The organism is endosymbiont of Riftia pachyptila (vent Ph05) (assembly GCF_000224455.1).
In the GTDB taxonomy this organism is placed as follows: Bacteria; Pseudomonadota; Gammaproteobacteria; order Chromatiales; family Chromatiaceae; genus Endoriftia; species Endoriftia persephonae.
Genome location: NZ_AFOC01000006.1, coordinates 1 through 25,304 on the forward strand (window position 1 = coordinate 1; position 25,304 = coordinate 25,304).

The following is a 25,304-nucleotide window of genomic DNA, read 5'->3' on the forward strand; positions in this document are numbered from 1 at the left end:
AAGAATATTGTGGAACCGGGAGGATCACCCCGTCGCCATCCGTGCGAAGCCCCACCTTCGGGATCAGTCAATCAACAGCTCACGGATCATCGCGGCGGGAAACCCCCGGTACTCAAGGAAACGCGCCCTACGGGCCAGTTCGCGCCGATCATCCACCGATCCGCCACCATATTTTGCATCGTGAACCCGCTGCAACTGACTCCACCAGCCCTCCGCATAGCAGCTGAGGGTCTGCTCGATCAGCGCCTCATCCACCCCGCGCTCGCTCAGTTCGGCACGGATGCGCAGCGGCCCATAGCCTTTGCGCACCCGCATCTCCACATAGCTCTCGCAAAAGCGCAGATCGCTGAGCAGCCCTTGTGCCTCCAGCCCATCGAGCAGAAACTCAATCATGTCCCCATCGAAGCCCCGTCTGGCCAGCTTTTTCTGGAGCTGCTGGCGGCTGTGCTCACGCTGCGCCAGCAGGCGCAGCGCCGTCGCCTGAATCTCGGCCGCGTCGATCAGGCCTTCTCCTGCGCCGCATCTTCAGCACTCTCGGCCGGAGGCAGCAGCTCAGCCCGTACCCGCAGTTCAATGTCCGCTGCAATATCGGGATTATCCTTCAGGAACTGGCGCACATTCTCCCTGCCTTGGCCAATTCGATCACCATTATAGCTGTACCAGGCGCCTGCCTTGTCGACGATGCCCTGCTTCACGCCCAGCTCGATGATCTCACCCTCACGGGAGATGCCCTCGCCGTAGATGATCTCAAAAGTGGTCAGTTTGAAGGGGGGCGCTACTTTATTTTTCACCACCTTCACCTTGGTATCATTACCGACTACCTCTTCGCCCTTTTTGATCGCTCCGATCCGGCGGATGTCGAGACGCACTGAGGCGTAGAATTTGAGCGCGTTGCCGCCGGTGGTGGTTTCAGGCGAGCCGAACATCACACCGATCTTCATACGGATCTGGTTGATGAAGATCACCAGGCAGTTGGTACGCTTGATGTTGGCGGTCAGCTTGCGTAGCGCCTGCGACATCAGTCGCGCCTGCAGCCCCACATGGGTATCACCCATCTCGCCCTCAATCTCCGCCTTGGGGGTAAGCGCCGCCACTGAGTCGATCACCACCACGTCTACTGCGCCGGAACGCACCAGCATGTCGGTGATCTCCAGCGCCTGCTCGCCGGTGTCGGGCTGAGAGACGAGCAATTCATCCACATTGACACCAATCTTCTCCGCATAGATCGGATCGAGGGCGTGTTCCGCATCTATGAAGGCACAAGTGCCACCCTGCTTCTGCGCCTCCGCCACCACCTGCAGCGTCAGAGTGGTCTTGCCCGAAGACTCCGGCCCGTAGATCTCCACCACGCGCCCTTTTGGCAGCCCCCCCACGCCGAGTGCGATGTCGAGCCCGAGGGAGCCGGTGGAGATAGCCTCGATATTGCGGATCGAGCCGGAATCACCCATCCGCATCACCGAGCCCTTACCAAACTGCTTCTCGATCTGCCCCAGTGCCGCACTCAGCGCCTTTGCACGATTGTCATCCATCCGCTCTTCCCCCCTGTTTCTGCATCTTGCTGCTTACTGTACATTCATACAGTACTTTTTTGAAGGTGAAATTATCACACAGGGATCGACTCAGGTCATAGCTTCGCCTTTAGGAAGCCTCAGAATGAATCTGGGCGAGCAGAATTGTGAGGCCAAATTTTTCGATGCTAGGCGGAAATCGCAGATAATAGCCGGTCTATTGCCTGAATTTTGCCCCGCAGGAAATGCCCTTGGGGTACAACGCAGCAGCGGAAGATTTGGATCGCCCATGATTCGTTCAGAGACTCCTTAGCGACCATTCATTGAGAATTCGGTAGCTGGGCGCACCAGACGAGCCGCCGACGGCGCAGGCCAGGGTCAGGCTCTCCGCTTGCCAGCGGATCGGCGGATCGATTCTACCAGGCTCGACCCGTTGGGCTTTGCGATAGAGGGTCAGATGCGGGGTGAAGGCGCGGGTTTCCGGGGCAAAACCGCAGGACTGCAGGGCACTGCTCAGTCGATCATGCAGCGTGATCAGTGACGGCGGGGACTCCAGCGGCCCGACCCAGAGGATACGCGCCCGAGGAAACTGGTCGATCCGGTCGATCTGCAGGACAACAGGCGCCGCACTGAACGAATCGGCCACGGTCTCAACACAATGCCGGCGCTGTGCGTCCAGATCCCCCAAAAAACAGAGGGTCAGATGCAGATCTTGTGGCTGCAGCATGCGCCCGCCACAACCGTTCAGGGATCGGCCAACACGGGCGATCTGTCGACGCACCTCCAGGTCGGGCCAGAGGGCGAAAAAGGCCCGGCTGTTACTCATCTTCAGCCAACCGCTGCAACAGCCCCTGCAGGGCGCGGGCCACCGTCTGCCGCCGCACCGCCTCCCGGTCGCCTGCAAAACAGTGCCGCTGCACCTCGGCTGCCGCACCGCGCTGCTGCCAGGCGAACCAGACCGTGCCCAGCGGCTTGTCGGGAGTTCCGCCCCCCGGACCGGCGATGCCACTCACCGCCACTGCCCAATCTGCTTCGCTCCGTTGCAGAGCGCCGGCGGTCATCTCCGCCACCGTCTGCGCACTCACCGCGCCGTATTCCACCAGCGTCTCTGCCTGCACGCCGAGCATCGACTGCTTGGCCGCGTTGCTGTAGGTGACAAACCCCTGCTCGAACCAGGCGCTGCTGCCTGCCACATCGGTGGCCACCTTGGCAATCCAGCCACCAGTGCAGGATTCAGCAAAGGCCACCCTGGCCCACTGCCGTCTGAGACAATCCCCAAGCTGCCCGGCCAGCTGGGTCAACGCCTGATCATCTGCGTTCATCTGCGCCACTCCTTCTCAATATTCCGACACTCTCATTCTATGCAACCTGGCAGTCAAATAGATTGTTTGCAGGTCCAGCTTCGGCCTACCGAAGCCAAACCGACAACATGAGGTAGAAAGGATTGCCGATTAATAACAAGGGGAGATAGCGCCTAACAGGCTGTTAGACGCGCCTGACGCTGCAACAGCTTCCGGTTACACTAGACGATCATTTTCCAACAAGCCCCGCAGTCGAGGAGAGTCAGTAATGAGCGATCTGACGATAGAGTGTGAACACCGCCCTTCCGCCATGAAACTGGAGATCATGGGTATCTACGACTGGCCCATCTGGCGTAAGGAGGCCTCCAAGTTCGACTGGAGCTATGATCAGAGCGAAACCTGCTACTTTCTGCGCGGCAAGGTGGTGGTGACCCCTAAGGGCGGGGAACCACAGGAGTTTGGCCGGGGCGACTTGGTCACCTTTCCTGCTGGGCTTGCCTGCAGCTGGGAGATCCTGAAGGATGTGGAGAAACACTACAGCTTCGAATAGCCCCCCACCAGGCTCAAGCCGGCTCATCCACCAGCCGGCGCGGCAGTAGGATGCCAAAGCGGGTGCCCTCCTGCTCACGACTGTAGCAGGAGATGGTACCTTCCAGTTCATCCACCAGATTTTTTACGATGGCCAGTCCAGTGCCCGAGTGGTTGCCCTTCTTTTCGCTCTTGACCGGCAGAAACAGCTCATCCATCACCGCCCGCGGGATACCCGGGCCGTCATCGCTGACCGAGATCTCAATAAACTCCTCGCCGTTCAGGTTGACCCCATCCCGGGTCTCCAGCTTGATCGTGCCACCCTCTTCCAGCGCCTCACTGGCATTCTTCATCAGGTTGGCTAGCACCTGCTTCAACCGGCCGTGGTGACTGTGGATGGCCGGCAGCCTATCGTCCAGGTCCTTGACGCACTTGATCTTGTCCCCGGCACAAAACGAGGCCTTGAACACCGCCAGCTGATTTTCAACCAGACGGTTGAGATCGACTAGGCCATCGCCGTCGATTATCTCTTCTACCGGGTCCCGCATCCGCTGCAGCACCGTCCCAAGCCGCTCCAACTCGTTTTTGATCGTTGCCAGTTCAGCCTGTACCGCATGACCGCTGCCAAGCTTCGAGTCGACCCGCTGCAGGCTGTTATTGATCACCCCCAACGGCGTATTGGCTTCGTGCAGCAGGGTGCGCGCATGGTTCTGCACCTTGATGCGCAGCTCGTTGAGATGCAGCTCCTCCGCCTCTTGCCAGCGCTGTTGGCGCAGGATCGAGGCAGCCGCCATCTGTGCGAACACCTCCATAAAATCCTGCTGGAAATCGAGCTGCTTGAGGCGCTTTCGGCTGATCCCCGCCACCACCACACCGAGCATCGCCTGACCGACAAACAGAGGGATGCAGACCACCCCCTCATCTCCCAGCAGGTGACAGAGCTGCCGATTGACCACCGCATGGCTGCGTGCCGGATTATCATCGAATGAATGCAGCACCCGTTGCTCCAGCAACGCGTCAGCGGCCAGACTCTTGCCCGCCTCTAGCGAGAGGTGCAGCGCATCCATCGGCTTGTTGCCAACACGCCCCCCGACATCTCCCTCCAGGCGTTCCTGATCCGGATTGTAGCGTAGCACCATGCTCTGCTTCAGGCCGAACAACACCCCCAGGTTGTATTGCAACTCATTGACAATGGCATGCCAGCTGGCAGCCTCCGCCATCTGCTGGCGGGAGGCGCTGAGCAGGGCAAAATCTCGCACATGGCGGGCCAGCTCCAGACGCGTCGTCAGCTTCACCTGCAGCGCCTGCTCCTCGCGCACTGCCCCAGCCTCCAGCGGCATCAGCTCAAGGGAGCCGGCCAGCTGCTGTAGCCGCCCATCCACCCGTAGCACCAGTGACTCGATGTGCGATGGGTCAATGCCGGAGAGCTGCTCTGCGGCCAGGATCGTCTGATCCAGATCGTAGGCGTCCGGCTGCGCCAGACGCTGCGCCAGGTGCACAATCTTCACCAGCTGCGGCGCATCCAGCAGCGCCTCGCTCGACTCGTCCTGATAGCGCACCGCATCGGCAAGGAACGATCGCAGGTGCCAGCGATCGATCAGATGGAAGCCAACCTCCTCGCCAATAACCGCAAACCGCCGCTGCTGCTCCTCCCGCTGCAGGCCACGTGGCTTGGCGGCGATCTCAACATAGTCGTCAGGAGAGAGCTGAAACAACGCCAGCTCTCCCAGCCCATGCAGCAGCCCAGCCAGATAGGCTTCTTCTTCGGAGTGGTGCTGCAGCAGGATGGCCAGCTCTCTGGCGATCTGGGCGACCTTCAGGGAGCGGTACCAGTAGCCGTCGAGGTAGGCCTCGTGCTGCTCACCCAAGCGGGAGAAAAACTGTTGTACCGCGCTGGTGATGGCGATGCTCTTGAGGGTCTCCACACCGAGTACGGAGAGCTGCCGCTCCAGACCCGCCACCTCGCCCCACTGGCGATAGAGCGGCGAATTGGCAGCGGCGAGCACCTTCGCGCTCAGCACCACATCCTGCGAGACGATATCGGCCAACTGCTTCAAGCTTGTGTCAGCCTGGCTGCAGGCCTCAATCAGCTCAAGCAACACCGCTGGAATGGCGGGCAGCCGCTCCAGGTCAACCGCCAGCAGACAACTATTCTTAACGCTATCCATAGATCCTGGGAAGGCTGGTGTAAATGTCCGGGTAGTCATTCGTCACCCATTAAGGCGCCCCATCCTATCCACCTCCGAACTCCTGTTTTGTGACTCAGTTCTGAAAGAAGAGTGATTAATGTCGTTTTTTCTGGGATAGAATCGGGATAAGTCTTTTAACGATTCAGAGCTCCAATGGTTATGCTGAACCCCCCTCAAGAGCCAGATCAACACACTACCTCCCATTCTGCCGGTGCCCGGAGCAATGCCTTGGTCATCGCCCTCGCCGGTGGCAGACATGGTGTTGGCAAGACCAACGTTGCAGTCAACATTGCAGTCAACCTAGCAAATGGTGGAGCCAAGGTCTGTCTACTCGACAGTGATAACCAGCTCTCCGGTGCAGTGCAACTGCTGGGTGGCAAGAGCGAACTCGGGCTCGGCTCTCACATCTTCGACGGCCAACCGCTAGAGGCGGTGCTTCAGACGGGGCGAAACGGCATCCAGTTGCTCGCTGCCCCCTCCAACCTCGCCGCCTTCGACTACACCCAGACACTGCGTCTGAAGACCGCATTCCAGAAGCTGGAGAGCCATTTCGACTATCTGATCATCGACACCCCACCCGGCGACTCGCTCACCACCCTGTCGCTGCTGCGCTCCGCCAATCATATCCTGCTGGTACTCTCGCCCGAGCTGGAGTCGATCAAAGACAGCTACACACTGCTCTGGGCGCTGCGCCGTCGCGGCCATATGGGCGGGGTGCAGGTGCTGATCAACCGCATCAAGGGCCGCCAGCAGGGACTACAAGTCTATCGTCAATTCAAGCGCGTTGTGGAGAAAAACCTCGGTCTGAGTGTACGTTCACTCGGTTATGTCACCGCCGACCGGCATCTGCACAACGCCGTCTACAACCATATGCCGGTGAGCATCAGCGCGCCTAACGCCCCTTCCAGCCGCTGCTTTCACGCCATCACCGAGATCCTCAAACAGCGTTTTATCGGCCACTCCCCACTCAACAAAATGAGCCGCTCGTGGAAGATGAACCCGCCCCGCAGCGGCGCCTCATCACCCGTCGTGCAGATGACGCCGCGCCAGCAGGGTGCGCTCGCAACCAATGAACAGTTCGATCGTCTGTTTGCCCAGTTCTCCAACATCATCCGTAAAGAAGACATTAGTGAGGCCAGTGTGCGAAAGGCGCTGTTCTCTTTCGAAGAGAGTTATGAACTCCGCTTCAAGCAGCCGCTGCACGAGAAAAATCCGACCCCGCCAGCCGTCGCGGGCCGGGATGGCAGCATCGAGAAGATCGGCTCACGTCTTCGCCAGTCCCACATCCTCTCCGACTGCGAACGCAAGCAGAGCGATGAACTGGCCGACCTGCAGCATGCGTTGGAGAGTGCCGCGCAGTTCTCCCTGTACGAACAGAAACGCTATGCTGACAACAGTTCCAGCTGAGGCCAGCACGCACTGGCCTCATCAAGGCTGGAAAAATGTACCGATTCAAGGTAGCTTACGGACCGGCCTGAAGCAAAATTACAAGTTGGTTTTCAACAGCTTCACCTTCGGATAAGCCGTCAGAAATGGATTGGATGGGAAGCGGAGTGACATGGAGTTACTTCAGCTGATCCTGCAGTTTCTGGCCGGACGAAGAAGAATAAAGGAACGGACTCCCTGTTCACTCACCATCATTGCGGCAACGGAATTGCCGCTATTCATTTTCCCATCGTTCAAAGCTACCTAGATCAGCCGCGCCGCCAACTGGTTCCCTGAGGGCCATCCTCGAGCAGAATACCGGCGGCCTGCAGTTCATCACGGATGCGGTCGGCCTCGGCCCAGTTCTTCTCTGCCCGTGCATCCAGACGCTGCTGGATCAGCGCATCTATATCCGCGTCCGACAAACCCCCTTCCGCACCAACGCCGCCTTTCAGATAGGCTTCTGGGTCATCTTGCAGAATCCCCAGCACGCCACCCAGCTGCCGCAACTCGGCCCCCAGCCCTGCGGCTTTCGCTGCACCGGTCTCCCGCAACCGGTTGATCTCGCGCACCATATCGAATAGCACCGCCAGAGCCTCCGGAGTGTTGAAGTCATCGTCCATCACCGCATGAAAACGTTCGATAAAGGCCTCACCACCGGCGGGCTCAACCTCATCCAGACCGCGCAAGGCAGTGTAGAAGCGGGTCAGCGCAGCGCGAGCATTCTCCAAGTGTTCTTCATCATAATTGAGCGGTGAGCGATACTGACTGGTGAGGATAAAGTAGCGCACCTCTTCGGCACGATAGCGCTGCAGAATCTCCCGCACGGTAAAGAAGTTGCCCAAGGATTTCGACATCTTCTCATCATTGATCCGCACAAAGCCGTTGTGCATCCAGTATTTAACGAAGGAGTGGCCGGTGGCGCCCTCCGACTGGGCGATCTCGTTCTCGTGGTGCGGAAAGGTCAGATCAGCGCCGCCGCCATGAATATCGAAGCTATCGCCTAGAGCGCAGGTCGACATGGCAGAGCACTCGATGTGCCAGCCGGGACGACCCTGGCCCCAGGGAGAGTCCCAGGCCGGCTCGCCAGGCTTAGCTGACTTCCACAGGGCAAAGTCGAGGGGATCGCGCTTTATCTCGTCCACCTCGACCCGCGCACCCGACTCAAGGTCATCGATCGACTTGCCGGAGAGCTTGCCGTAGTCGGGGAAGCTGCGCACATCGTAGTAGACGTCACCATTCTCGACGGCATAGGCGTGACCATTGTCGATCAGGCGCTGGATCATCACCAGGATCTCTTTCATATGGCCGGTGGCGCGTGGCTCATCGTCAGGTGGCAGCACGCCGAGCGCCGTCGCATCCTCATGCATCGCCTGGATGAAACGCTCGGTCAGCGCCATGAAGGGCTCGCCATTCTCGTTGGCACGATTGATGATCTTGTCGTCAATATCGGTGATATTGCGGATGTAGGTGACCTCGTACCCCATCGCCTTCAGATAACGGTAGACCACGTCGAACACCACCATCACCCGCGCATGCCCCAGGTGGCAGAGATCGTAGACGGTCATGCCGCAGACATACATGCGTACCCGCCCCTCTTCGAGGGGTTTAAACTCTTCTTTGCGGTTATTGAGGTCGTTGTAGATCTTGAGCATGGTGTGGACTACGTCTGCTGCTGTGTGGTGGGCGCATGGTAGCAAAAGCACTATCCACCACAAAGCAGGGCCGGCCAGGCACCAATTCCCACACAATCTCTAAACTCTTTTCCCAGCCAGTCGATACCCAGACTGCAACCAGAGAGAAGCTGTTTCCTAGCTCTTGGCAGTAGCCCCTTTGGCACCTCCATCAGAAGTAAAAACTGGCGAGTATCACCATGCCTGAAGAGAAAAAGTTCCGCTCCATCCGCAGCAAGATCCGTCGCACCCTGCTGATCCAGTTCGCCATCATGTTGCTGCTGACCGCCTCCTATCTCGCCTACAGCCAGAGTGTACTGGTGGAGCAGTTGGTAGAGGACCAGGCCAGCAGCTTGGCCGATGCCTACTTCGACAACATCAACACCCTGATGCTGAGCGGCGGCATGGCCAGCCGGGAGATCCCGCGCAGCAAACTGCTGTCGCGTCCGGAGGTACTCGACGCTCGCATCGTGCGTGGTGAAGGCATCACCAAGACCTTCGGCAAGGGCACAGACTACGCCAAGGTCAAGGATGAGTGGGACCAGCGCGGCCTCAACGGCGAAAACATCATGCAGTTCCGCGAAGGCGCAGATGGGCGGGTGCTCACCGTGGTAATCCCGATGCGGGCAAAAAAAGAGTATCGCGGCACCAACTGCCTGATGTGCCACGTAGTCGAAGAGAACAGCGTGCTGGGCGCGATACGTCTCGATTATTCCACCGCTGAACTCGATGCCGCCATCAACCGGGATCTGCTGGTCAATGTCGGCATCAACTCGGCGGTGATGCTGATTGCGCTGTTTGTGATCTCAGCGACCCTCGGCCGGCTGGTCTCAGCACCGCTGAAAAAGCTCTCCACGCGCATGCAAGCGGTTGCCGAAGGCACAGTGGACGTCTCCAAACGGATTCACGTGGAATCCAACGATGAGATCGGCGAACTGGCGAGCCACTTCAATCGGGCGATCAAGCGCTTCGGCGGTATCATCGACGATACCAAACGCCAATCGGCCGAGGCACAACGACTGAAGACTGCTCTCGACAACGTCTCCAGCGGCGTGATGGTCTCCGACACCTCCCACAACATCATCTACATGAACAAATCAGTGCTGCAGTTGCTGCACAACGCCGAGGCCGAGATCCAACAGGCGCTACCCGGCTTCTCCGCTGACGACCTGCTGGGCAAGAACATCGACGCCTTCCATCAGAACCCTGCGGAGAACCGCCAGATACTCGATCACCTCAGCTCAACCCACGCCACCGAACTCCACTTGGGCGGACGCACCCTAAGGATCATCGCCAACCCGGTGATCGACGAACAGGGCCAGCGGCTGGGAACCGCCGTCGAATGGGCCGACCGAACCAGCGAGGTGGAGGTGGAGCGCGAGGTTGGCGACATCATCGCTGCCGCCAACCGGGGCGATCTCAGCCAGCGCATCTCAATGAGCGGCAAATCGGGCTTCTACGCCCTCCTCAGCGAGTCGATCAACCACCTCCTCGAGGTCACCGACAACGCCATCAACGACATCTCTCGGATCGTCGCCGAACTGGCTGCCGGCAACCTGACAAAGACCATCACCAGCGACTACCAGGGCGCATTCGGCCAGCTCAAAGACGGCGTCAACGAAACCGTCAGCCAACTCAACCAGATCGTCTCCGAGATCCGCGACTCTTCAGACTTCATCAGGACCTCCGCAGACGAGATCGCCGCCGGCAACACCAGCCTCTCGGTCCGCACCGAGCAGGAGGCGGCCAGCCTCGAACAGACTGCCTCCTCCATGGAAGAGCTCACCAGCACCGTCAGCAACAATGCAAACAATGCCAGTCAGGCCAACCAGCTAGCGATCAGCGCCCGCAGTATCGCAGTCAAAGGCGGTGACGTGGTAGGCAATGCGGTGGCCGCGATGGGCGACATCCGCGACTCAAGTGAGAAGATAGCCGCCATCATCGGCGTGATCGATAAGATCGCCTTCCAGACCAATCTGCTCGCGCTCAACGCCTCGGTAGAGGCTGCCCGGGCCGGCGAGCAGGGGCGCGGCTTTGCGGTGGTGGCCACCGAGGTGCGCAATCTGGCCCAGCGCAGCGCCTCCGCTGCCAAAGAGATCAAGGAGTTGATCCATGACAGCGTCGACAAGGTCAATGCCGGCTACAAACTGGTGGACGAGTCGGGCAACACCCTGCAGGAGATCGTTAAGTCAGTGAAGCAGGTCGGCGACCTGATCTCTGAGATCGCCGCCGCTAGCCAGGAGCAGATGGACGGCATCGCGCTAGTCAACCAGGCAGTCACCAGAATCGACGACGCCACCCAACAGAACGCGGCGCTCGCAGAAGAAACCGCCTCCGCCAGCACCAGTACCGCCCAGCAAGCATCCCGCATGGCCGAGCTGGTGGAGTTCTTCTCGGTGCGTTGAGCCAGCTCCCCGGCTCCAACAGAGCCGGGGAGCCCCTTTTTCCCACCCCTTAATATCGATATGATGCGCCCTTTACAGAGATTCCTAGAGGGAGCATGAGTTATGAAGCGGATTTTTCTGGGCCTAGTCCTGGGCATGGTTTTTCTCACTGCCGGTGAGGCCATCGCAGCCGACAGCAAGCCTGTCACAGTGGAGATGCAGACCAACCTGGGCACTATCACCCTGGAACTCAACGCCACCGCTGCACCGCAGAGTGTGGAGAACTTCGTCCAGTACGCCGAAGAGGGCTTCTACAACGGCACCATCTTCCACCGGGTGATCAAGAATTTCATGATCCAGGGCGGCGGCTTCAGCCCCGACATGCAGCGCAAGTCAACCCGCGACCCGATCCGTAACGAGGCGAAAAACGGGCTCAAAAACAGCCGCGGTAGCATCGCCATGGCGCGCACCTCCGCCGCCCACTCCGCTACCGCCCAGTTCTTCATCAACCTCAAAGACAACAGCTTTCTCGACTACCCGGGACAGGACGGCTGGGGCTACTGCGTGTTCGGCAAGGTCACCAGCGGCATGGATGTGGTCGACAAGATCGCCCAGCAGCCCACCACCCGCAAAAACGGCATGCGCGACGTGCCGGCCAACACCGTCATCATCGAGAAAGTCAGCGTCAGCCGATAAATCGCTGCCGCACCACAGACTTAGAGATCGTTCACCAGACAACAGGTATTTTCATGATTACGCTCACCACCAACCTCGGCAAGATCGAAATTGAACTGGACGAGGAGAAGGCGCCCAACACCTGCGCCAACTTCAAGCAGTATGTCGAGGAGGGTTTCTTTGACGGCACCATCTTCCACCGCGTCATCAACAACTTCATGATCCAGGGAGGCGGCATGCTGCCCGACATGACGCAGAAGGCGACCCGCGAGCCGATCGAAAACGAGGCCAAAAACGGCCTCTCCAACCTCACCGGCACCATCGCCATGGCGCGCACCGCGGACCCCCACTCCGCCACCGCTCAGTTCTTTATCAATATTTCAGACAACAAATTCCTCGACCACCCGGGGCAGGATGGCTGGGGCTACTGCGTGTTCGGTAAGGTGACCGGCGGCATGGATGTGGTCAACAAGATCAAAGGCGCAGAAACCGGCATGATGGCAGGCCACCAGGACGTGCCGAAAGAGACCATCGTCATCGAAAAAGCCGAGATCAGCGACTAAAGCCGATGGCTGAAACCCTATTCATCTCCGACCTGCACCTCTCCGCCGAGCGGCCGGAGACGGTGCACCGTTTCCTGCGCTTCCTCGCCTCGGAGGCGCAGGGGGCGGAGGCGCTCTACATCCTCGGTGACCTATTCGATGCCTGGATCGGCGATGACCTGGTGACACCAGAGATCAACGGCATCATCCACGGCATGCGTCTGCTGGCAGAGAGCGGCACCAAGATCTTCCTGATGCACGGCAACCGGGACTTCCTGCTCGGCGAGATCTTCTGCAACGCCAGCGGCGCAACCCTGATCAGCGACCCAACCCTGATCGAGCTGTACGGCACCCCGACCCTGCTGATGCACGGCGACCTACTCTGCAGCGACGACACCGCTTACCAGGCGTTCCGCCAGCAGGTGAGGGAACCCACCTTCATCAAGCAGTTCCTCAGCCAGCCGATCCCCGAACGCATCGCCGCCGCCCAGGAGTACCGGACCAAGAGTGGTGAGGCCATCTCACTCAAGGCGGAGGCGATCATGGACGTCAACCAGCAGACCCTGGAGAGCTACCTGCGCGAACAGCAGTGTGGCCGCCTGATCCACGGCCACACCCACCGCCCCGGCCTGCACGACTTCGAACTGGATGGCCAGCCAGTACAACGCTACGTACTCGGCGAGTGGGACAGTGGCGGCGCCGAGATCCTCAGCGCCTCGGCGCAAGGGGTTGAGCTGAAGCGGCTACCTGCCTGAGCCTCAGCCCGCCTCCGCAGCTCCTCCCGAAGGCGGACTCATCTCAAGCCGCCGGAAGCTCTCCGGCAACACAAACAGCTCACGGTTGACCGGGAACTGGCGGCGGAAATCGAGCAGCTCCTGGCGATGCCCGGCCGGGCTCCACTGCTGCAACGGCAATCCCTTCTGCAGCAGCAGGCCGGGGCGCTGGATGTTCAATAGCAGATCGCAGGGCTCCTGGAACTCCGGCGGGATCGAAGCGAGCGTCGCCAGCTGTTGCCGGGCAAGCAGTCGCTGATACTCCTGCAGCGCAGCTCGCGCCTCCGGCATCAGGCCGGGCGCCACCAGACCACGCTCGCACAGCTGACCCGCCACACTAATCTGCCACTCCTGTGGCTGCACTCCAGCCACCGTGGGGGCATCGGCCAGCTCCAACTGGCGCATCTCCAGCTGCGCCTGCACAGGCGCTTCGGATCCACCCGCTTCGGCTCGGAACACCAGCACCAGCCGGTCATCCGGATTGACGCTGTAGATCACCCCGGCCTGGCGATCTAACAGAATAAACCCGGGACTACTCGCCCCCTGATCCAGACGCAGGAAATCGTCGCTGACGATCACCCGGCTGATGTAGGGCTCCGCGCCAGGCTCGCTGACCCGAAACACCAACAGTCTGGCATCCAGCTCTGTTGCGCTCGCCGATACTGCTGCCGACAACGCCAGCACGAGTAGAATTCCGATTATTTTCTGGCGCATAACCGCTCCAATCGCTCCAGTTCCTGTGGCGAAAACCCCGCCTCAAGCCGCGCCTGCTGGTGCAGCGGACAGCGCATCCCGCCATTGAGGAATTGCTCCAACAGGTCAAAGTAGGTCGCCTCCGGCTCCAGCCCCCGCTGTTCACAAAGGTAATGAAACCAGCGGCTGCCAAACCGCACATGCCCCACCTCCTCATCGAGGATCACCTGCAGGCAGGCCACGGTCTGTTCGTCACCAATGGCGCGAAATCGTTCCATGATGCCCGGCGTCACATCCAGGCCCCTGGCCTCCAGCATGCGTGGCACCAATGCCATGCGCAGCAACGGATCCCGGGCGGTGCGCACGGCCATCTCCCACAGACCGTTGTGCGCCGGATAGTCGCCATAGTCGGCGCCACCATCGCGCAGGCGCTGACGCAGCAGGCGGAAGTGGTAGACCTCCTCCACCGCCACCTGTATCCAATCGTCGTAGAACTCTGGTGGCAGATCGGGGAAGCGCTGCACCGCATCCCAGGCGAGGTTGATGGCGTTGAACTCGATGTGGGCAATGGCGTGGATCAGCGCCAGCCGGCCCGCCTCGCTGCCCAGACCACGTCGCGCCAGGCGGCTCGGATGGACCAGTTCAGGGCACGCTGGCCGTCCCGCCTCCTTGATCTCGTCCGCAGCGCACCAACCGGAGAGTTCCAGCTCACCGCTGCGCCAAGCCGCAGCGGTCGCATCGCTCAGCGTCAACTTCTGCTCCAGGTCGTCGCACAGCAAACATTCGCGGGCGGCTTGATAGAGACTCTCTGTATGCATTGAAGATTGACCAGGCAATTAATTAAGCAGATCTATAGGTCAGGCTGTGCCCGACATTATCCTTGATTTCAATCGATGGCATGCGCTGGCCACGGGCCTATATCTGGTCATTATCGGGAGCCAGCTTCAAGCCCAGCATCAGGTCCATCACATTGGTGCCTGTGGGGCCGGTGCTGAGCAGGTCACCGCTCGCCTGCAGCAGCTCACCGGCATTGCAGACACGCAGGGTGGCAGCGGCATCGAAGCCCTCTCGCTCAGCGCGAGCGATTGTAGCACCATCCACCAGCGCACCGGCGTCATCGGTGGGGCCGTCGCTACCATCACTGCCAGCGGAGAGAAACAAGCAGTTCTGCTCCCCAGCCAGCTCACAGGCGGCAGCCAACGCCAGCTGCTGATTGCGACCACCGCGGCCGGGCGAGGGCGGCAACACCACCGTGCTTTCGCCACCCCAGATCCACACCCCCGCCGGCCCCACCCTGAGCCGAGCGGCCAATCTTCGCCCCGCCTCGGCGGCATCACCAGCGATGAACTCAGGCTCCACTCTCACCGCATAGTCCAGCGCCCGCGCCTGCTGCGCCGCGGCTTGCTTTGCCATCTGCAGGTTGGCGACAATCTCCACCGGCGGCGGATCCCGCAGCGGCCGCCGCCGCTGACTCAGACCGTTTGCCACTAGCACATCAAGCCAGCCCGGCAGTTGTTGCCGCCAACCCCGCTGGTCCAGCGTCGGGTCTGGCAGCAGTAGCCCCGAACCGATCACCCCAGGATCGTCCCCTGGCACATCGGAGATCGCCAACGCTGTCACCTCTCGCCCCCCGAGCCAGTTGAGCAGCCCCCCGCCTTTGATCAGCGAAAGCGACTTGCGCACCCGGTTGACCTGATCGATGGGCAGACCACTAGCCTGCAGCCACTGGTTGGTCCGCAGCAGCTGCTCCAGACCGACCCCGGCCACCGGCAGCTCCAGCAGACTTGAGGCGCCGCCAGAGAGCAGCAGCAACAGCGGCCCCGCATCGGCCTCGATGAAGCGGATCAACTGCTGCCCCGCCTGCAAGCTGGCCGCGTCCGGCAGAGGATGACCCGACTCCAGCGCCTGCCAGCCAAGGCCGCGGCAGCGGCGCCGATCAAGATGCCCAACCTTGGAGATCAGCAGCGCCGCCGCCAGCCTCCCACCCAGCGCGGCTTTCGCACCATCCGCCATCGACTGAGCCGCCTTGCCCACAGCCACCAGGCGCACACCATCTGGCAGCGATCGCCGCTGCAGGGCAGCCGCGACACAGTCGTCGCCCGCCACTGCTTGGAGAGCCGCACTGAATATCTGCAAAAGCGCCCGGCGATGGGGATGAATCGCTGTCATCGGCTGATTTGCTAGGTTAGACTGGGTCGGTTTGTCGAACTCAATGGAGATAGAGCGTTGGGGAGCATACAACTGCGCCGTAATTTCAGCCGCAACATCCTGATCCGTATGATCATCATGTCGCTGATCGCGCTGGGATTAATCGTCTGGAAGTTCGAGTTCATCAATCAGGTCTACTTCCGCGACCAGCTGACCAGCACCGGGCTGATCATCAACGGCGCCATCGTGCTGCTGTTTTTTGTCGGCATCCTGCGCATGATCACCATCTTCGCCCACTATAGCCGTGAAGAGAATGACCTGATCCGCTTCCTGCGCAACCTGCGTGAAGGCCAGCGCGACCCGCTGGAAAACATCGCCAGAAAGTCTATCATCGCGATGCGCTACCGCACCATGATGGGGCTGCACAAGGCCAACTGCCCGATCAACCACGGCTCGCTGGCCGCCACCCTGCTGGCCAACGAGAGCACCCGCAATAGCCTGCCAAAATTCATCAACAACGTGCTGATCCTGACCGGTGTGTTCGGCACCATCGTGTCGCTCTCGATCGCCCTAATCGGCGCCTCCGACATGCTCTCCAACGCGGTCAGCTCCGGCGGCATGGGAATGGTGGTGCACGGCATGTCCACCGCGCTCTCCACCACCATCACCGCTATCGTCTGCTACCTCTTTTTCGGCTACTTCTACCTCAAAGTGACCGACGTGCAAACCAACCTGGTGAGCGCGGTGGAGCAGATCACGGTGAATGAGTTGATGCCCCGCTTTCAGACCACCACTGACAGTGCGATCCACGAATTCACCGGCCTGGTGCGCTCGATGCAAGGACTGGTGACCAATTTGGCGCGCTCCCAGGAGCGCTTCGGCGGCCTCGAAAAACAGCTGGTCGCCACCCTCAAGGCCCACGACAAAACCACCGAGACGCTCGCCGCCGATATGGACGAGATCAAGCTGATCCTGATCCGCGGTTTCCGCCTGCACGACGATTGATGATGGACGACGGCTTCATCGATCTGCGCCTCAACCGCCACGCTGGCGAAGCGGACGAAGGCTTCTGGCCCTCTTTCACCGACATCATGACGGTGATCATGATGATCTTCCTGCTCGCCATGGTGGTGCTGCTGATCCGCAACATGGAGCTGCTCGAGCAGCTGCGCACCTCGATCGCCTCTGAGCAGGAGGCGATGGAACTGGTACGCTCCACCGGCGCCGAGAACGAGACCCTGGAAGATCAGCTGATCGCCCGCGAGCATGAGATTTCGATGCTGCGGCTGCAGCTGATGCGCATGGAGGAGCTGCAGGAGCAGCAGGAAGCGGCCATCGCCAGCCAGCGTCATCAGATCGGCGATCTAGGCCGGGAGCGCGAGGGGCTGGAGACCCAGCTTAAACAACTTGGCTTCGAACGGGATGATCTCAACATCCGCCTTGAACGGCAGGTCGATCTCACTAAGCTGCAGCAGGCACAGATGGCTCGTCAGCAGACCCAGATCAACCAGCAGCAGAGCCAGCTCGAACAGCTGCTGCGCGACATCCAGAATCTCAACGAAGATATGGGACGCCTGAGCAGCCGCCACAGTGAGACCCTGACAGAGATGGAGAACCTGCGCAGCGCCTACGCGGACCAGGGCAAAGCGCTGCAACAGGCGCGCAGCAGCGATCTGCTGGGCCAGCAGGAGCTGGAGAATCTGCAGACCAAGTTCGCCAATCTGAGGATAAAGTATGATCGACTGGTGCGGCCGGCCCGCACCGCCACAGGCAAATATGTGGTCGAGGTGCGCTACTCCAAACAGGATGGCAACCCGCTAATCGACCTGAAGCTGCCGGAACAGAGCCACTTCCGCACCATCTCAAACGAGGAGCTCGAGGCCAGCCTGGACGAGATCAAGGGAGCCAAGGGCGACAAGCTCTATATCAAGGTGATCATCCCGAAAAACAGCGGTCTCTCCTACAACGAGGCCTGGGGCTTCACCACCCGCCTGCACCGCAAATACGACTACTATTTCCAGCAGGAGGCCAAGCAACAGCGAATCATCGAAGACGAGCAGCCCCAGACCGAATAGACCGCTGCCCTACAGCTTGGCCAGAGTCAGAGGGTGGGTAGATGATAAACAAAGTCACAAACGCGCTCCTGCTGAGCCTGGCGATCCAGCTAAACGGCTGCGCCAGCCCGCTGCCCAAGGCGATCAGCCAGGTGCCGCCGACCGAGATCCGGGTCGAGGAGGTACGCCAACAACCCGAGCGCTTTCTCGGCAGCCGGGTGCGCTGGGGCGGCAGCATCATCCAGGTGGAGAATCTACCGCAGCATACCCTAATCGAACTGCTCTCCCGCCCGCTCTCTGGCAACGGCAAGCCAGACAGCTCAGGCCGCACGCAGGGCCGCTTCCTAGCCCGCATTCCGGGCTTTCTCGATCCGGAGGAGTACCCCAAAGAACGACTGCTGACGATCAGCGGCACAATTGCCGGCACCACCCAGCGCACGATCGGTGACTACCCCTACCTCTACCCGCTGGTGGAGAGCGAAATTCACCACCTCTGGCCGGATCAGCGCGAGGCGCGCGACTGGCGAAACCGCGATCCCTTCTACGACCCCTGGTACCCTTGGGGATCGCCCTGGTATCGGCACCCCTACTACTGGTAATCCGGTGACCCATGAAAAGCCTACTGATAATCTGCCTTTTCGCTAGCCTCACCGGCTGCGCCCAGACCCCCACCCGCCCACCAGCTGCCGACCGCTCAATCACCCCCAGAATGGTGGTCGATACCGGAGAGCAGTATCTCTCCCATCAGGTCGAATGGGGCGGGGTGATCGTCGAGTCACGCAACCTGCATCAGAGCAGCGAACTCCAGGTACTCGCCTACCCGCTGGATGCGGCGGCGCGCCCCGATCTCGAACAACCGCCCAACGGGCGCTTCATCGTCGTCAGCCCGGGTTATCTGGAGAGTGTGGACTATGCCAAGGGCCGCCAGGTCACCCTCAGCGGCAGGATCTCGGCACTGCGTCCCAGCAAGGTGGGTGAGGCCGACTACCTCTTTCCTGTGGTCGACAGCAGCGAGATCGAGCTCTGGCCTGAGCAGAGCCGGGGCGGTGTCACGCCAAGATTTAACTTCGGCATCAGCGGCGGCTCAGGCGGCCGGATCCGCACCGGGGTCGGTGTCGGCATCCAATTCTGAAGCCACAACTGGCGTCAATCTGCGCCAGGAAACCCGGCCCAGGCCAGCAGATAGAGCGCTGCCGACAGCAGCATCAGCCCGCTAAACCCCAGATCCACCGCCAGCAGCGCGGCCAGCAGCGCACTCACCACCGAGGCGCAACCATTGATGCCCCAGGCCCAAGGCATCAGGGCTGGCTGACGTTCGCCGAGCGCCTGTAGACCCAAGGCAAACGGCATGCCCATCGCCAGCCCCAGTGGCAAGATCAGCAGAAAGCTGAAGACAAACCGGGCCAGCAGCGGGAGCCCCCCCAGCCTCTCCAGCAGCGCGGGCCCCAGCCAGAGAAACTGCGCCACCCAGAGCGCAATCGTCACCACCACCGCTGCCAGCACAACACGGGCACCAAATCGCTGTGCCAGCCAGTGGGAGGCAAAACTCCCCAAGCCAGCGCTGGCAAGAAAACCCGCCAGCACCGCCGTCACCGCATAGACAGGATGACCGAGAAACAGCTGCAGGCGCTGGATGAAGGCGATCTCGATAAACAAAAAGGCGATGCCGATGGCGCTGAAAAATAGCACGACCCGCCCCCAACCCGGCTCTGCCGGCAGACGCCGGCGCAACAGGGCCAGCGGCAACAGGATCAGCAACAGGCTGCTCAACAGGGCCAGCAGCAGGGCGATCAGCAGCAGGGCGTAGCCCCAGTCGAGATGAGCCAGGCCGCTGCCGGCAGGCTGCTGCAACAGTTCTCCAACTCTGGAGAGACGCAGAAAGTGGTTAAAGTAGGGGCGGTCATCCGTCGTCACCCTGATATCGAAGCGGTAATCATCGATGAAGCGCTCCCCGCCTTCCCCCAGCAGGGCCCGCACCCCCTCATGGAAAAAGGGTCGCGCCAGCCGGTGCAAGCGGTTGACCTCCTCCGGGCCGAGATCGGAGAGATAGACCAGATCGAACATCCGTTCGCGACTGAAGCGCCGCACCGCCTGCCGCTGCGCACCACTCAAGGGCTCAAGCGCAACCACCAGGGTAAGTGTATTCCAGCCGCGGATCAGCGCCAGATGCTGCGCCGGCTCTGACTTGCCCAGCTGGCGCAGCGCCAGGTTGAAAGCCGCCACCAGTTTCAGGCCATCCTTGGGCGGCAGATTGAGCCCACGGGTCAGGGTCACCACACCGTTGGGCGTGAGCCGCTCCAGACAGCCACGTAACGACTCCAGGGTGTAGCGATACTCTTCCTGGCTGGAATTCAGTCCGCCCACATCACCCAGCCCCTCCCCTACCGTCAACTGAATCAGATCGTAACGAGTGTGCGGTTGGCGCAGATGGCTGCGCAAGGTACGCGGATAGAAACTCACCCGCCCAGCAAATGCTCTATTGTGCTCAAGCTGAGCCTGCTGCAGCGCCAACAGCCTGGGATGGGGTTCGATCAGGTCGATCTGCTCCGCGCCCAGCGCCAGCGCCTGCTCTACTCCAGTCGCATCACCTGCACCAACCAGCAGCACCCGAGCTGGCGCCACCAGCTGATAGGCAAGCGCAGAGCTGAGATACCCCAGATAGTCGCTCTGCTGATCCGGCGCAGCCAGCGCCCCGCTGAAATCCCCATCGACAAACAGCGCCGCACGCCCCGGCGGCGCAAACGGCGACAGCAGGCTCAGACCAGGCGCATGGCGCATCGGCACCTGGCGGTTCTCCAGCAACGTCACCACCCCCAGTGGATGACTCTCCTGCACCAGCACCGCCGCCCCCCGCGCCGTCAGACTCTGAGACAGATCCTTGTAGTCGGCCGGCTCTACAGCCAGCTCCAGCTTGGCAAGCCAGCTGATCAGCGCCAATAGACAGGGCAGCAGCAGCCACCACAACGGGCGGCGTCGCCAGCCCATCGACTCCACGACGCCAACGATCCCCGCCGTAGTGCCACAGGCAGCCACGATGAACAGTGCTTGGGACGGCGCAGAGAGAAACAGCAACAGGAGCACCGCAGCGGAACCAATCCCGGCCCCCAGCAGATCACTGCCGTAGATCCGGTTGACCCAGCTGCGATAGCGACGCAGGGCGAGACCGAGCGCATTCGCCACCACAAAAAACGGCAGCGCCAACAGCAGATAGACTTGCAACAGATAAGCCAACTGCCGCCAGTTCCAGGCGAGATCGAGCGGATTCAGCGGCACCCGCGCGGCAAACTGGAAGGCATACCAGGCAAGCAGACCAAACAGCAGCGCATTGAGGGCGAAAAAGAGGCGGAAATGGCGTGTCAGTGTGTCGCCCAGAAGGCTCAGAAAGGTACCGCTGGCGCCATACCCCAGCAGCGCCAGACTGATGATCATACCGACCAGGCCGGGCCAGTGGATCATCGAGAAGAGCCGGGTCAGCAACACCTCGTAGGCCAGCGCCGAAGCCGACAGCAGGCCGATCGCCAGATAGGGTGGAAACCCCGCATCCGCTACACAACGATGAGAAACGGTCGTCATTTATTTTCCAGACGACCCTTCCCACACCACTCAGTGACTGCCCGTCAGAGGCACAAAGGAGACCGGCAGGATCTCCTGGGTGGTGAGACTGCCATCCAGCCCTTTGATCACCAGCACCAGCTGCTGGACGTGGTAGCGGTTGCCCACCGGCAACACCATACGCCCACCCCGCTTCAGTTGGCGCACCAGCGGTGGCGGAACGTGGCTGCCTGCCGCGGTGACGATGATGGCGTCGAATGGTGCAGCCTGCGGCAGCCCATGATAGCCATCCCCGAGATGCACCCGAATCCGGTCGAAACCCAGTTGCTGCAGGCGCTGTTTGGCCTGATCCGCCAGCTCTTCGACGATCTCCATGGAGTAGACATCCACGCCGAGCCTATCGAGCACCGCCGCCTGATAGCCGGACCCGGTGCCCAGCTCAAACACCCGATCCCCTGCCGAGACCTGGAGTAGTTCGGTCATCAACGCCACGATCAGGGGTTGTGAGATGGTCTGGCCATAGCCGATGGACAACGGACGATTCTGATAGGCGTTGGCGCGCTGTTGTGGCGGCACAAACTCGTGCCGGGGCACATCAGCCATCGCCACGCGGAGCCGGGGTGAGAGCCCCTCCAGCCCAAATGGCACAGCCAATACCCGCAGCTCCCGCTCGACCTCATCCAGCATCACCTCGCGCTGCTGTCGATAGACATCCTCTGCGGCAACTGGGAACAACACCCCGCACCATAACAACACCACCAGCAACTGCTGGAAACCCCGCCCGCATTGCATACCAGCCCTCCTCTGCTGCTTTAAGTATGGCCGATATTTGGCCTCCGGGAGACTTGGCTGGAACAAGCACAAGAGGAAGTTAGGACAATGGTGACGAATAAAGGGATCGGTTTTAAGGCGGCCTTCTTGGTTATTTTCCAAACCGCTCCAGCAATTTCATGAAATTACGTTTGCGTTTATATTTCTCCCGGATTTGCAAAAGATTGTGCCGGAATTCGGCCTTGTCCCCCAACCGGCCCATCAGTTTTTCAACCCGGCTCAGCAAGGCGGCGGCCTCGGCGTAGGCATCGTTGTTGGTGCGCTCCACAATCGGGCCGATCAGCTTCTGATAGATAGCAACTGCATCGCGAGGATGCTCCTTCTCCCGCAGGCCAGCCAGCCTGAGCCAGAGTTCCTCACTGCACCCCCCTTCAACAGCCTCTTGCCAGGCGGCCTCGATCTCTTTCTCCCACAGAAAGATCTCCACCAGCCTGGAGCGATCCGACCCGGGACGATAATGCCGTTGGCCGCGCGGCGACTTCTTCACCCTCGGCTCGATGCCCGCCCGCAACTGATCCAGGGCACGTTGACGCCAGTAGGGCCAGTGTTTGTAGCGATCAGCATGTTTTTTCAGCTTTTGATAGTTGCTGAGGTAGGGGCGTTGTTCAAACTGGGGCCAGATCAGAGTCATCGCCTCGTCGTACCGCTTGCGACGGTGATACATATCGGCCAGCAGATCCTGCAGGCGGCTATCCGCCTCATCGCCGAAGGCCTGGATGCCTCTCTCCGCCCATTCCAGCGCCTGCTCGCTGCGGCGCGCCTTGCGGTAAATTTCGGCGATCTGGTAGAAGGCGTAACTGGATGACAGGTCTTGGCTCTTGACCTGCACCAGCGCCTCGATATCGCCGCTCTGTTCGGCCAGGCTTTCCATGATGCTAGTGATGTAGAAACGCCGACAGTATCGGCTCTGATCATTTTCACCCGGTTTGAGCGACCGAACCTTGGCCCACTCGGCCTCGGCCAGTGCGCGGTAGTGCTCGCGGCCCCGCATCCCCAACACCTGGGCGTAGCTCTTGATGGCGCCCTGAAACACATCCCAGTCACCACTCAACTCCCAACGGAACAACCGTTCCGCCAGCGCCTCCTGGTCAGGTTTTGCCTTGCGGCAGGCACTCAGATGCAGTGCCTGCAGTCGCTCCAACAGCAGACTCATGTAGCCGTTAGAATCCTCCACAGTCTCAATAGCGCACGCCGTCCGTTGCAGAGCATACTCGCTCAGTTCGATCACCGCGGCAGCATGGCCCTGGGCCAGGAGTTCGTCAATGGCATCGATCGCTCCGTCCATGCCGCGGTAATAGTCGGGCATCGCATAGTAATCGATGAATCCGTCGCTACCGATCGCCTGGTCGATGATTTTTCTATAGGTATCCAGGTTCACACCCCGGGCTGCGGCAGCCTTGAGCATCAGCCGGTCGACGAGCTGTTCATCTTCCACGGCGGCCTCAAGGAGCATATCCGCCAGAGCCTCCCTCTCCTGTAGCAGCAGCCAGGCCTCGCACATCCTTCATAGTCAGATCCGCTTCCGCCTGTTTCGGCTGCCTGCATCTGGCCATCTTGCCAGCCGGCGCCTGCTCCTCCATCCAGGCCAGTGCAACCGCCACACAATGCTTGCAGAAATCGCCACCCAGCCCCACCGGGCAGTCGCAATCGTAATCGATAACCTTGCCATCTCCCCACAACCGAACATGGTAGCTGTGAGTGCCTCTAACCGTCGCCGCGATCTTACCCCGGCGTTCCCGCAGGTTACGGACCCGCTCATCTTGGTAATAGGCCTCACCACGCCCATAGGAGCGGGAACCGGCCCAGCGTTTGATTTGGTTCGTTGTCAGCGTCTTGAGCAGTGTCATGTTGTACTTACCTGGATCTGGCCTGACCGGCAATTTTACTATTCAACTGGGGTTGCTGCGTGCGCTTGGTCAAAGGCTGAGAGCGGATGGAGAAGGCGGGATCAGTAACACCAATCCTTATGCGCCAGCGGTGCGCGATTCAGCTCTTCCCGATACACCCGCCACGGCGGCATGAGACGCCCCATCAGCGCCGAAACCGATTGTTATGATGACGCTCCAGCAAGTGCAACACCTCATGTACGACGACGCACTCCAGACACTGACGTGACTTCTTGGCCAGATCGAGATTCAGCTAGATGCGCCGCACCTCAATATTACAGCTACCCCATCGCGTCCGCATGCGCCTGATGCCTCACTCGGCAACTTGAACACCGATGACAGGCCGCTACTTCTCGATCCACGCGAGAGCCTAGCTAAACCCAGCCGTACCCAGCTCTGGAGAGCTGGAACAATCTCGATGCGTGCCGGGTGAGCCGTAATCAGGAACGGGGCTTCTTCGCCACCTGATCACGTAGATAGACTGGCAGTGCGGCCTCGGCGGCCACCGCCTCGCCACGGGCAAAGCCATCGACACCAAGCAGGGCTACCTCTTCGGCCCGGCACAGCAGTTCGCCGTCACTGGCCTTGAGTTGAGCGCCAAGCCGCGGACGCAGCTGTTCGCCATAGGCCTGCCAGCCGCCACCGATGCCGTACCAGCCCTCCCCGTTGGGCAGGCTTACCTGGTCGGCCTGAGCCACCAGTTCCTGCCCCTGCAGCTGTGCGATACCCGCATCATCGACCCAGTAGGCGCCCCAGTAGAGTTCCCCCATCCGGGCATCAAACGCCGGCAGCAACCTGCGTTCACCACGCTCACGAAACGCCCGTTGCGCCAGCGCGGCCAGGGTCGAGACCGGCACTACCGGCAGCTCGGCGGCAAACGCCACCCCCTGCACCACCCCGGTGGCAATGCGCACCCCGGTGAAAGAGCCGGGACCACGGCCAAAGGCCAACGCATCAAGCTGGTTCGGGCGCAGACTGGCCTCGGCCAGCAGCTCGTCCATCATGGTGAGGATCAGTTCGCTGTGGCCGCGGGGTTTTACCTGAAAACGGCTGGTAAGTTCACCCTCCAGATAGAGGGCGGCGGAACAGGCTTCGGCGGCTGTCTCAAGGGCAAGCAGTTTCATCGGCGATCAGTTAGGTTA

24 protein-coding genes and 1 pseudogene are annotated in these 25,304 nt (G+C 60.8%); 10 read left to right on the forward strand and 15 right to left on the reverse strand.

Features of this window, described 5'->3' with window-relative positions; genetic code table 11:
- Positions 1-63: 63 nt before the first annotated feature.
- From RIFP1SYM_RS01625 to pncC, 4 genes are all read right to left on the reverse strand, one after another.
- Complete coding sequence (locus RIFP1SYM_RS01625) at positions 64-504, reverse strand: regulatory protein RecX (protein WP_338063160.1); 441 nt, start codon at positions 502-504, stop codon at positions 64-66.
- Entirely contained in the window at positions 501-1,529 is a 1,029-nt protein-coding gene (recA, locus tag RIFP1SYM_RS01630) for a recombinase RecA (RefSeq protein WP_005958888.1), read from the reverse strand. The genes RIFP1SYM_RS01625 and recA overlap by 4 nt, the downstream gene beginning before the upstream one ends.
- Positions 1,530-1,806: 277 nt before the next feature.
- On the reverse strand, positions 1,807-2,334 hold the full coding sequence (thpR, locus tag RIFP1SYM_RS01635; protein ID WP_005958890.1) for an RNA 2',3'-cyclic phosphodiesterase: 528 nt from the start codon (positions 2,332-2,334) through the stop codon (positions 1,807-1,809).
- Positions 2,327-2,830 (reverse strand): nicotinamide-nucleotide amidase, encoded by a 504-nt coding sequence (gene pncC, locus RIFP1SYM_RS01640; protein WP_039959550.1) that lies wholly within the window; start codon positions 2,828-2,830, stop codon positions 2,327-2,329. Before pncC ends, thpR begins: the two co-directional genes overlap by 8 nt.
- Before the next feature lie 247 nt (positions 2,831-3,077).
- Between pncC and RIFP1SYM_RS01645 the strand changes: the two genes are divergently transcribed.
- Positions 3,078-3,359: a cupin domain-containing protein gene (locus RIFP1SYM_RS01645; protein ID WP_005958893.1), complete on the forward strand. Its 282-nt coding sequence runs from the start codon at positions 3,078-3,080 to the stop codon at positions 3,357-3,359.
- 13 nt (positions 3,360-3,372) lie between these two features.
- Here RIFP1SYM_RS01645 and RIFP1SYM_RS01650 read toward each other — a convergent pair whose 3' ends face one another.
- Complete coding sequence (locus RIFP1SYM_RS01650; RefSeq protein WP_139042030.1) at positions 3,373-5,505, reverse strand: HDOD domain-containing protein; 2,133 nt, start codon at positions 5,503-5,505, stop codon at positions 3,373-3,375.
- Positions 5,506-5,754: 249 nt separating this feature from the next.
- On the opposite strand from RIFP1SYM_RS01650, the gene RIFP1SYM_RS01655 reads away from it, so the two are divergent.
- Complete coding sequence (locus RIFP1SYM_RS01655) at positions 5,755-6,933, forward strand: MinD/ParA family ATP-binding protein (RefSeq protein ID WP_139042031.1); 1,179 nt, start codon at positions 5,755-5,757, stop codon at positions 6,931-6,933.
- A 287-nt stretch (positions 6,934-7,220) separates the two neighbouring features.
- On the opposite strand, the gene cysS is transcribed toward RIFP1SYM_RS01655, so the two are convergent.
- Positions 7,221-8,606, reverse strand: coding sequence for a cysteine--tRNA ligase (gene cysS / locus RIFP1SYM_RS01660; RefSeq protein ID WP_006473664.1), 1,386 nt, complete (start codon positions 8,604-8,606; stop codon positions 7,221-7,223).
- 218 nt (positions 8,607-8,824) lie between these two features.
- On the opposite strand from cysS, the gene RIFP1SYM_RS01665 reads away from it, so the two are divergent.
- The 4 genes from RIFP1SYM_RS01665 to RIFP1SYM_RS01680 all read left to right on the forward strand — a co-directional run bounded on the left by RIFP1SYM_RS01665 (position 8,825) and on the right by RIFP1SYM_RS01680 (position 12,980).
- Positions 8,825-11,029 carry a methyl-accepting chemotaxis protein gene (locus tag RIFP1SYM_RS01665; protein ID WP_005958898.1) on the forward strand — a complete coding sequence of 735 codons (2,205 nt, stop codon included), beginning with the start codon at positions 8,825-8,827 and terminating at the stop codon, positions 11,027-11,029.
- Between the two features lie 135 nt (positions 11,030-11,164).
- Positions 11,165-11,704, forward strand: coding sequence for a peptidylprolyl isomerase (locus tag RIFP1SYM_RS01670; protein ID WP_050798691.1), 540 nt, complete (start codon positions 11,165-11,167; stop codon positions 11,702-11,704).
- 53 nt (positions 11,705-11,757) lie between these two features.
- A complete protein-coding gene (locus RIFP1SYM_RS01675) occupies positions 11,758-12,246 on the forward strand; it encodes a peptidylprolyl isomerase (protein WP_005958900.1) in 489 nt (162 codons plus the stop codon).
- 5 nt (positions 12,247-12,251) lie between these two features.
- Positions 12,252-12,980, forward strand: coding sequence for a UDP-2,3-diacylglucosamine diphosphatase (locus RIFP1SYM_RS01680; protein WP_005958901.1), 729 nt, complete (start codon positions 12,252-12,254; stop codon positions 12,978-12,980).
- A 3-nt stretch (positions 12,981-12,983) separates the two neighbouring features.
- On the opposite strand, the gene RIFP1SYM_RS01685 is transcribed toward RIFP1SYM_RS01680, so the two are convergent.
- The 3 genes from RIFP1SYM_RS01685 to RIFP1SYM_RS01695 form a co-directional block, all read right to left on the reverse strand.
- Positions 12,984-13,712, reverse strand: a complete 729-nt coding sequence (locus RIFP1SYM_RS01685; RefSeq protein ID WP_005958902.1) for a hypothetical protein — start codon at positions 13,710-13,712, stop codon at positions 12,984-12,986.
- Positions 13,697-14,509, reverse strand: coding sequence for a ferritin-like domain-containing protein (locus RIFP1SYM_RS01690; RefSeq protein WP_081417682.1), 813 nt, complete (start codon positions 14,507-14,509; stop codon positions 13,697-13,699). Before RIFP1SYM_RS01690 ends, RIFP1SYM_RS01685 begins: the two co-directional genes overlap by 16 nt.
- A 97-nt stretch (positions 14,510-14,606) precedes the next feature.
- Complete coding sequence (locus tag RIFP1SYM_RS01695) at positions 14,607-15,932, reverse strand: DUF4147 domain-containing protein (protein WP_005958904.1); 1,326 nt, start codon at positions 15,930-15,932, stop codon at positions 14,607-14,609.
- Here RIFP1SYM_RS01695 and RIFP1SYM_RS01700 point away from each other — a divergent pair.
- From RIFP1SYM_RS01700 to RIFP1SYM_RS01715, 4 genes are read left to right on the forward strand one after another with little or no spacing between them, the layout of a single operon-like run.
- The gene (locus tag RIFP1SYM_RS01700; RefSeq protein WP_005958905.1) at positions 15,918-16,844 is read left to right on the forward strand and encodes a hypothetical protein; all 927 of its coding nucleotides are present in this window, start codon (positions 15,918-15,920) and stop codon (positions 16,842-16,844) included. The genes RIFP1SYM_RS01695 and RIFP1SYM_RS01700 overlap by 15 nt on opposite strands.
- A complete protein-coding gene (locus tag RIFP1SYM_RS01705) occupies positions 16,844-17,914 on the forward strand; it encodes a hypothetical protein (protein ID WP_006473660.1) in 1,071 nt (356 codons plus the stop codon). Before RIFP1SYM_RS01700 ends, RIFP1SYM_RS01705 begins: the two co-directional genes overlap by 1 nt.
- A 41-nt stretch (positions 17,915-17,955) precedes the next feature.
- Positions 17,956-18,492: a Slp family lipoprotein gene (locus RIFP1SYM_RS01710; protein WP_005958907.1), complete on the forward strand. Its 537-nt coding sequence runs from the start codon at positions 17,956-17,958 to the stop codon at positions 18,490-18,492.
- 11 nt (positions 18,493-18,503) lie between these two features.
- Positions 18,504-19,025, forward strand: coding sequence for a Slp family lipoprotein (locus RIFP1SYM_RS01715; RefSeq protein ID WP_005958908.1), 522 nt, complete (start codon positions 18,504-18,506; stop codon positions 19,023-19,025).
- 14 nt (positions 19,026-19,039) lie between these two features.
- Here the strand turns inward: RIFP1SYM_RS01715 and RIFP1SYM_RS01720 are convergent, their stop codons facing one another.
- The 6 genes and pseudogenes from RIFP1SYM_RS01720 to tsaB form a co-directional block, all read right to left on the reverse strand.
- The gene (locus tag RIFP1SYM_RS01720) at positions 19,040-21,466 is read right to left on the reverse strand and encodes a spermidine synthase family protein (protein ID WP_005958909.1); all 2,427 of its coding nucleotides are present in this window, start codon (positions 21,464-21,466) and stop codon (positions 19,040-19,042) included.
- Between the two features lie 30 nt (positions 21,467-21,496).
- Positions 21,497-22,237 (reverse strand): protein-L-isoaspartate(D-aspartate) O-methyltransferase, encoded by a 741-nt coding sequence (locus tag RIFP1SYM_RS01725; RefSeq protein WP_006473656.1) that lies wholly within the window; start codon positions 22,235-22,237, stop codon positions 21,497-21,499.
- Between the two features lie 130 nt (positions 22,238-22,367).
- Positions 22,368-23,777 (reverse strand): DUF6880 family protein, encoded by a 1,410-nt coding sequence (locus RIFP1SYM_RS01730; protein WP_240991985.1) that lies wholly within the window; start codon positions 23,775-23,777, stop codon positions 22,368-22,370.
- Positions 23,719-24,123, reverse strand: coding sequence for an SWIM zinc finger family protein (locus tag RIFP1SYM_RS16215; protein WP_050798689.1), 405 nt, complete (start codon positions 24,121-24,123; stop codon positions 23,719-23,721). The genes RIFP1SYM_RS01730 and RIFP1SYM_RS16215 overlap by 59 nt, the downstream gene beginning before the upstream one ends.
- Before the next feature lie 101 nt (positions 24,124-24,224).
- Positions 24,225-24,475, reverse strand: a pseudogene (locus RIFP1SYM_RS18950) (M48 metallopeptidase family protein); the annotation flags it as partial.
- Between the two features lie 127 nt (positions 24,476-24,602).
- Positions 24,603-25,286, reverse strand: coding sequence for a tRNA (adenosine(37)-N6)-threonylcarbamoyltransferase complex dimerization subunit type 1 TsaB (gene tsaB / locus RIFP1SYM_RS01735; RefSeq protein WP_005958913.1), 684 nt, complete (start codon positions 25,284-25,286; stop codon positions 24,603-24,605).
- Positions 25,287-25,304: the final 18 nt, after the last annotated feature.

Bases quoted from the DNA above. Each gene is read 5' to 3' on its own strand.
- recA (WP_005958888.1), bottom strand. From the start codon at position 1,529: ATGGATGACAATCGTGCAAAGGCGCTGAGTGCGGCACTGGGGCAGATC.
- thpR (WP_005958890.1), bottom strand. From the start codon at position 2,334: ATGAGTAACAGCCGGGCCTTTTTCGCCCTCTGGCCCGACCTGGAGGTG.
- pncC (WP_039959550.1), bottom strand. From the start codon at position 2,830: ATGAACGCAGATGATCAGGCGTTGACCCAGCTGGCCGGGCAGCTTGGG.
- RIFP1SYM_RS01645 (WP_005958893.1), top strand. From the start codon at position 3,078: ATGAGCGATCTGACGATAGAGTGTGAACACCGCCCTTCCGCCATGAAA.
- RIFP1SYM_RS01650 (WP_139042030.1), bottom strand. From the start codon at position 5,505: ATGGATAGCGTTAAGAATAGTTGTCTGCTGGCGGTTGACCTGGAGCGG.
- cysS (WP_006473664.1), bottom strand. From the start codon at position 8,606: ATGCTCAAGATCTACAACGACCTCAATAACCGCAAAGAAGAGTTTAAA.
- RIFP1SYM_RS01665 (WP_005958898.1), top strand. From the start codon at position 8,825: ATGCCTGAAGAGAAAAAGTTCCGCTCCATCCGCAGCAAGATCCGTCGC.
- RIFP1SYM_RS01670 (WP_050798691.1), top strand. From the start codon at position 11,165: ATGGTTTTTCTCACTGCCGGTGAGGCCATCGCAGCCGACAGCAAGCCT.
- RIFP1SYM_RS01675 (WP_005958900.1), top strand. From the start codon at position 11,758: ATGATTACGCTCACCACCAACCTCGGCAAGATCGAAATTGAACTGGAC.
- RIFP1SYM_RS01680 (WP_005958901.1), top strand. From the start codon at position 12,252: ATGGCTGAAACCCTATTCATCTCCGACCTGCACCTCTCCGCCGAGCGG.
- RIFP1SYM_RS01685 (WP_005958902.1), bottom strand. From the start codon at position 13,712: ATGCGCCAGAAAATAATCGGAATTCTACTCGTGCTGGCGTTGTCGGCA.
- RIFP1SYM_RS01690 (WP_081417682.1), bottom strand. From the start codon at position 14,509: ATGCATACAGAGAGTCTCTATCAAGCCGCCCGCGAATGTTTGCTGTGC.
- RIFP1SYM_RS01705 (WP_006473660.1), top strand. From the start codon at position 16,844: ATGATGGACGACGGCTTCATCGATCTGCGCCTCAACCGCCACGCTGGC.
- RIFP1SYM_RS01710 (WP_005958907.1), top strand. From the start codon at position 17,956: ATGATAAACAAAGTCACAAACGCGCTCCTGCTGAGCCTGGCGATCCAG.
- RIFP1SYM_RS01715 (WP_005958908.1), top strand. From the start codon at position 18,504: ATGAAAAGCCTACTGATAATCTGCCTTTTCGCTAGCCTCACCGGCTGC.
- RIFP1SYM_RS01720 (WP_005958909.1), bottom strand. From the start codon at position 21,466: ATGACGACCGTTTCTCATCGTTGTGTAGCGGATGCGGGGTTTCCACCC.
- RIFP1SYM_RS01725 (WP_006473656.1), bottom strand. From the start codon at position 22,237: ATGCAATGCGGGCGGGGTTTCCAGCAGTTGCTGGTGGTGTTGTTATGG.
- RIFP1SYM_RS01730 (WP_240991985.1), bottom strand. From the start codon at position 23,777: ATGTGCGAGGCCTGGCTGCTGCTACAGGAGAGGGAGGCTCTGGCGGAT.
- RIFP1SYM_RS16215 (WP_050798689.1), bottom strand. From the start codon at position 24,123: ATGACACTGCTCAAGACGCTGACAACGAACCAAATCAAACGCTGGGCC.
- tsaB (WP_005958913.1), bottom strand. From the start codon at position 25,286: ATGAAACTGCTTGCCCTTGAGACAGCCGCCGAAGCCTGTTCCGCCGCC.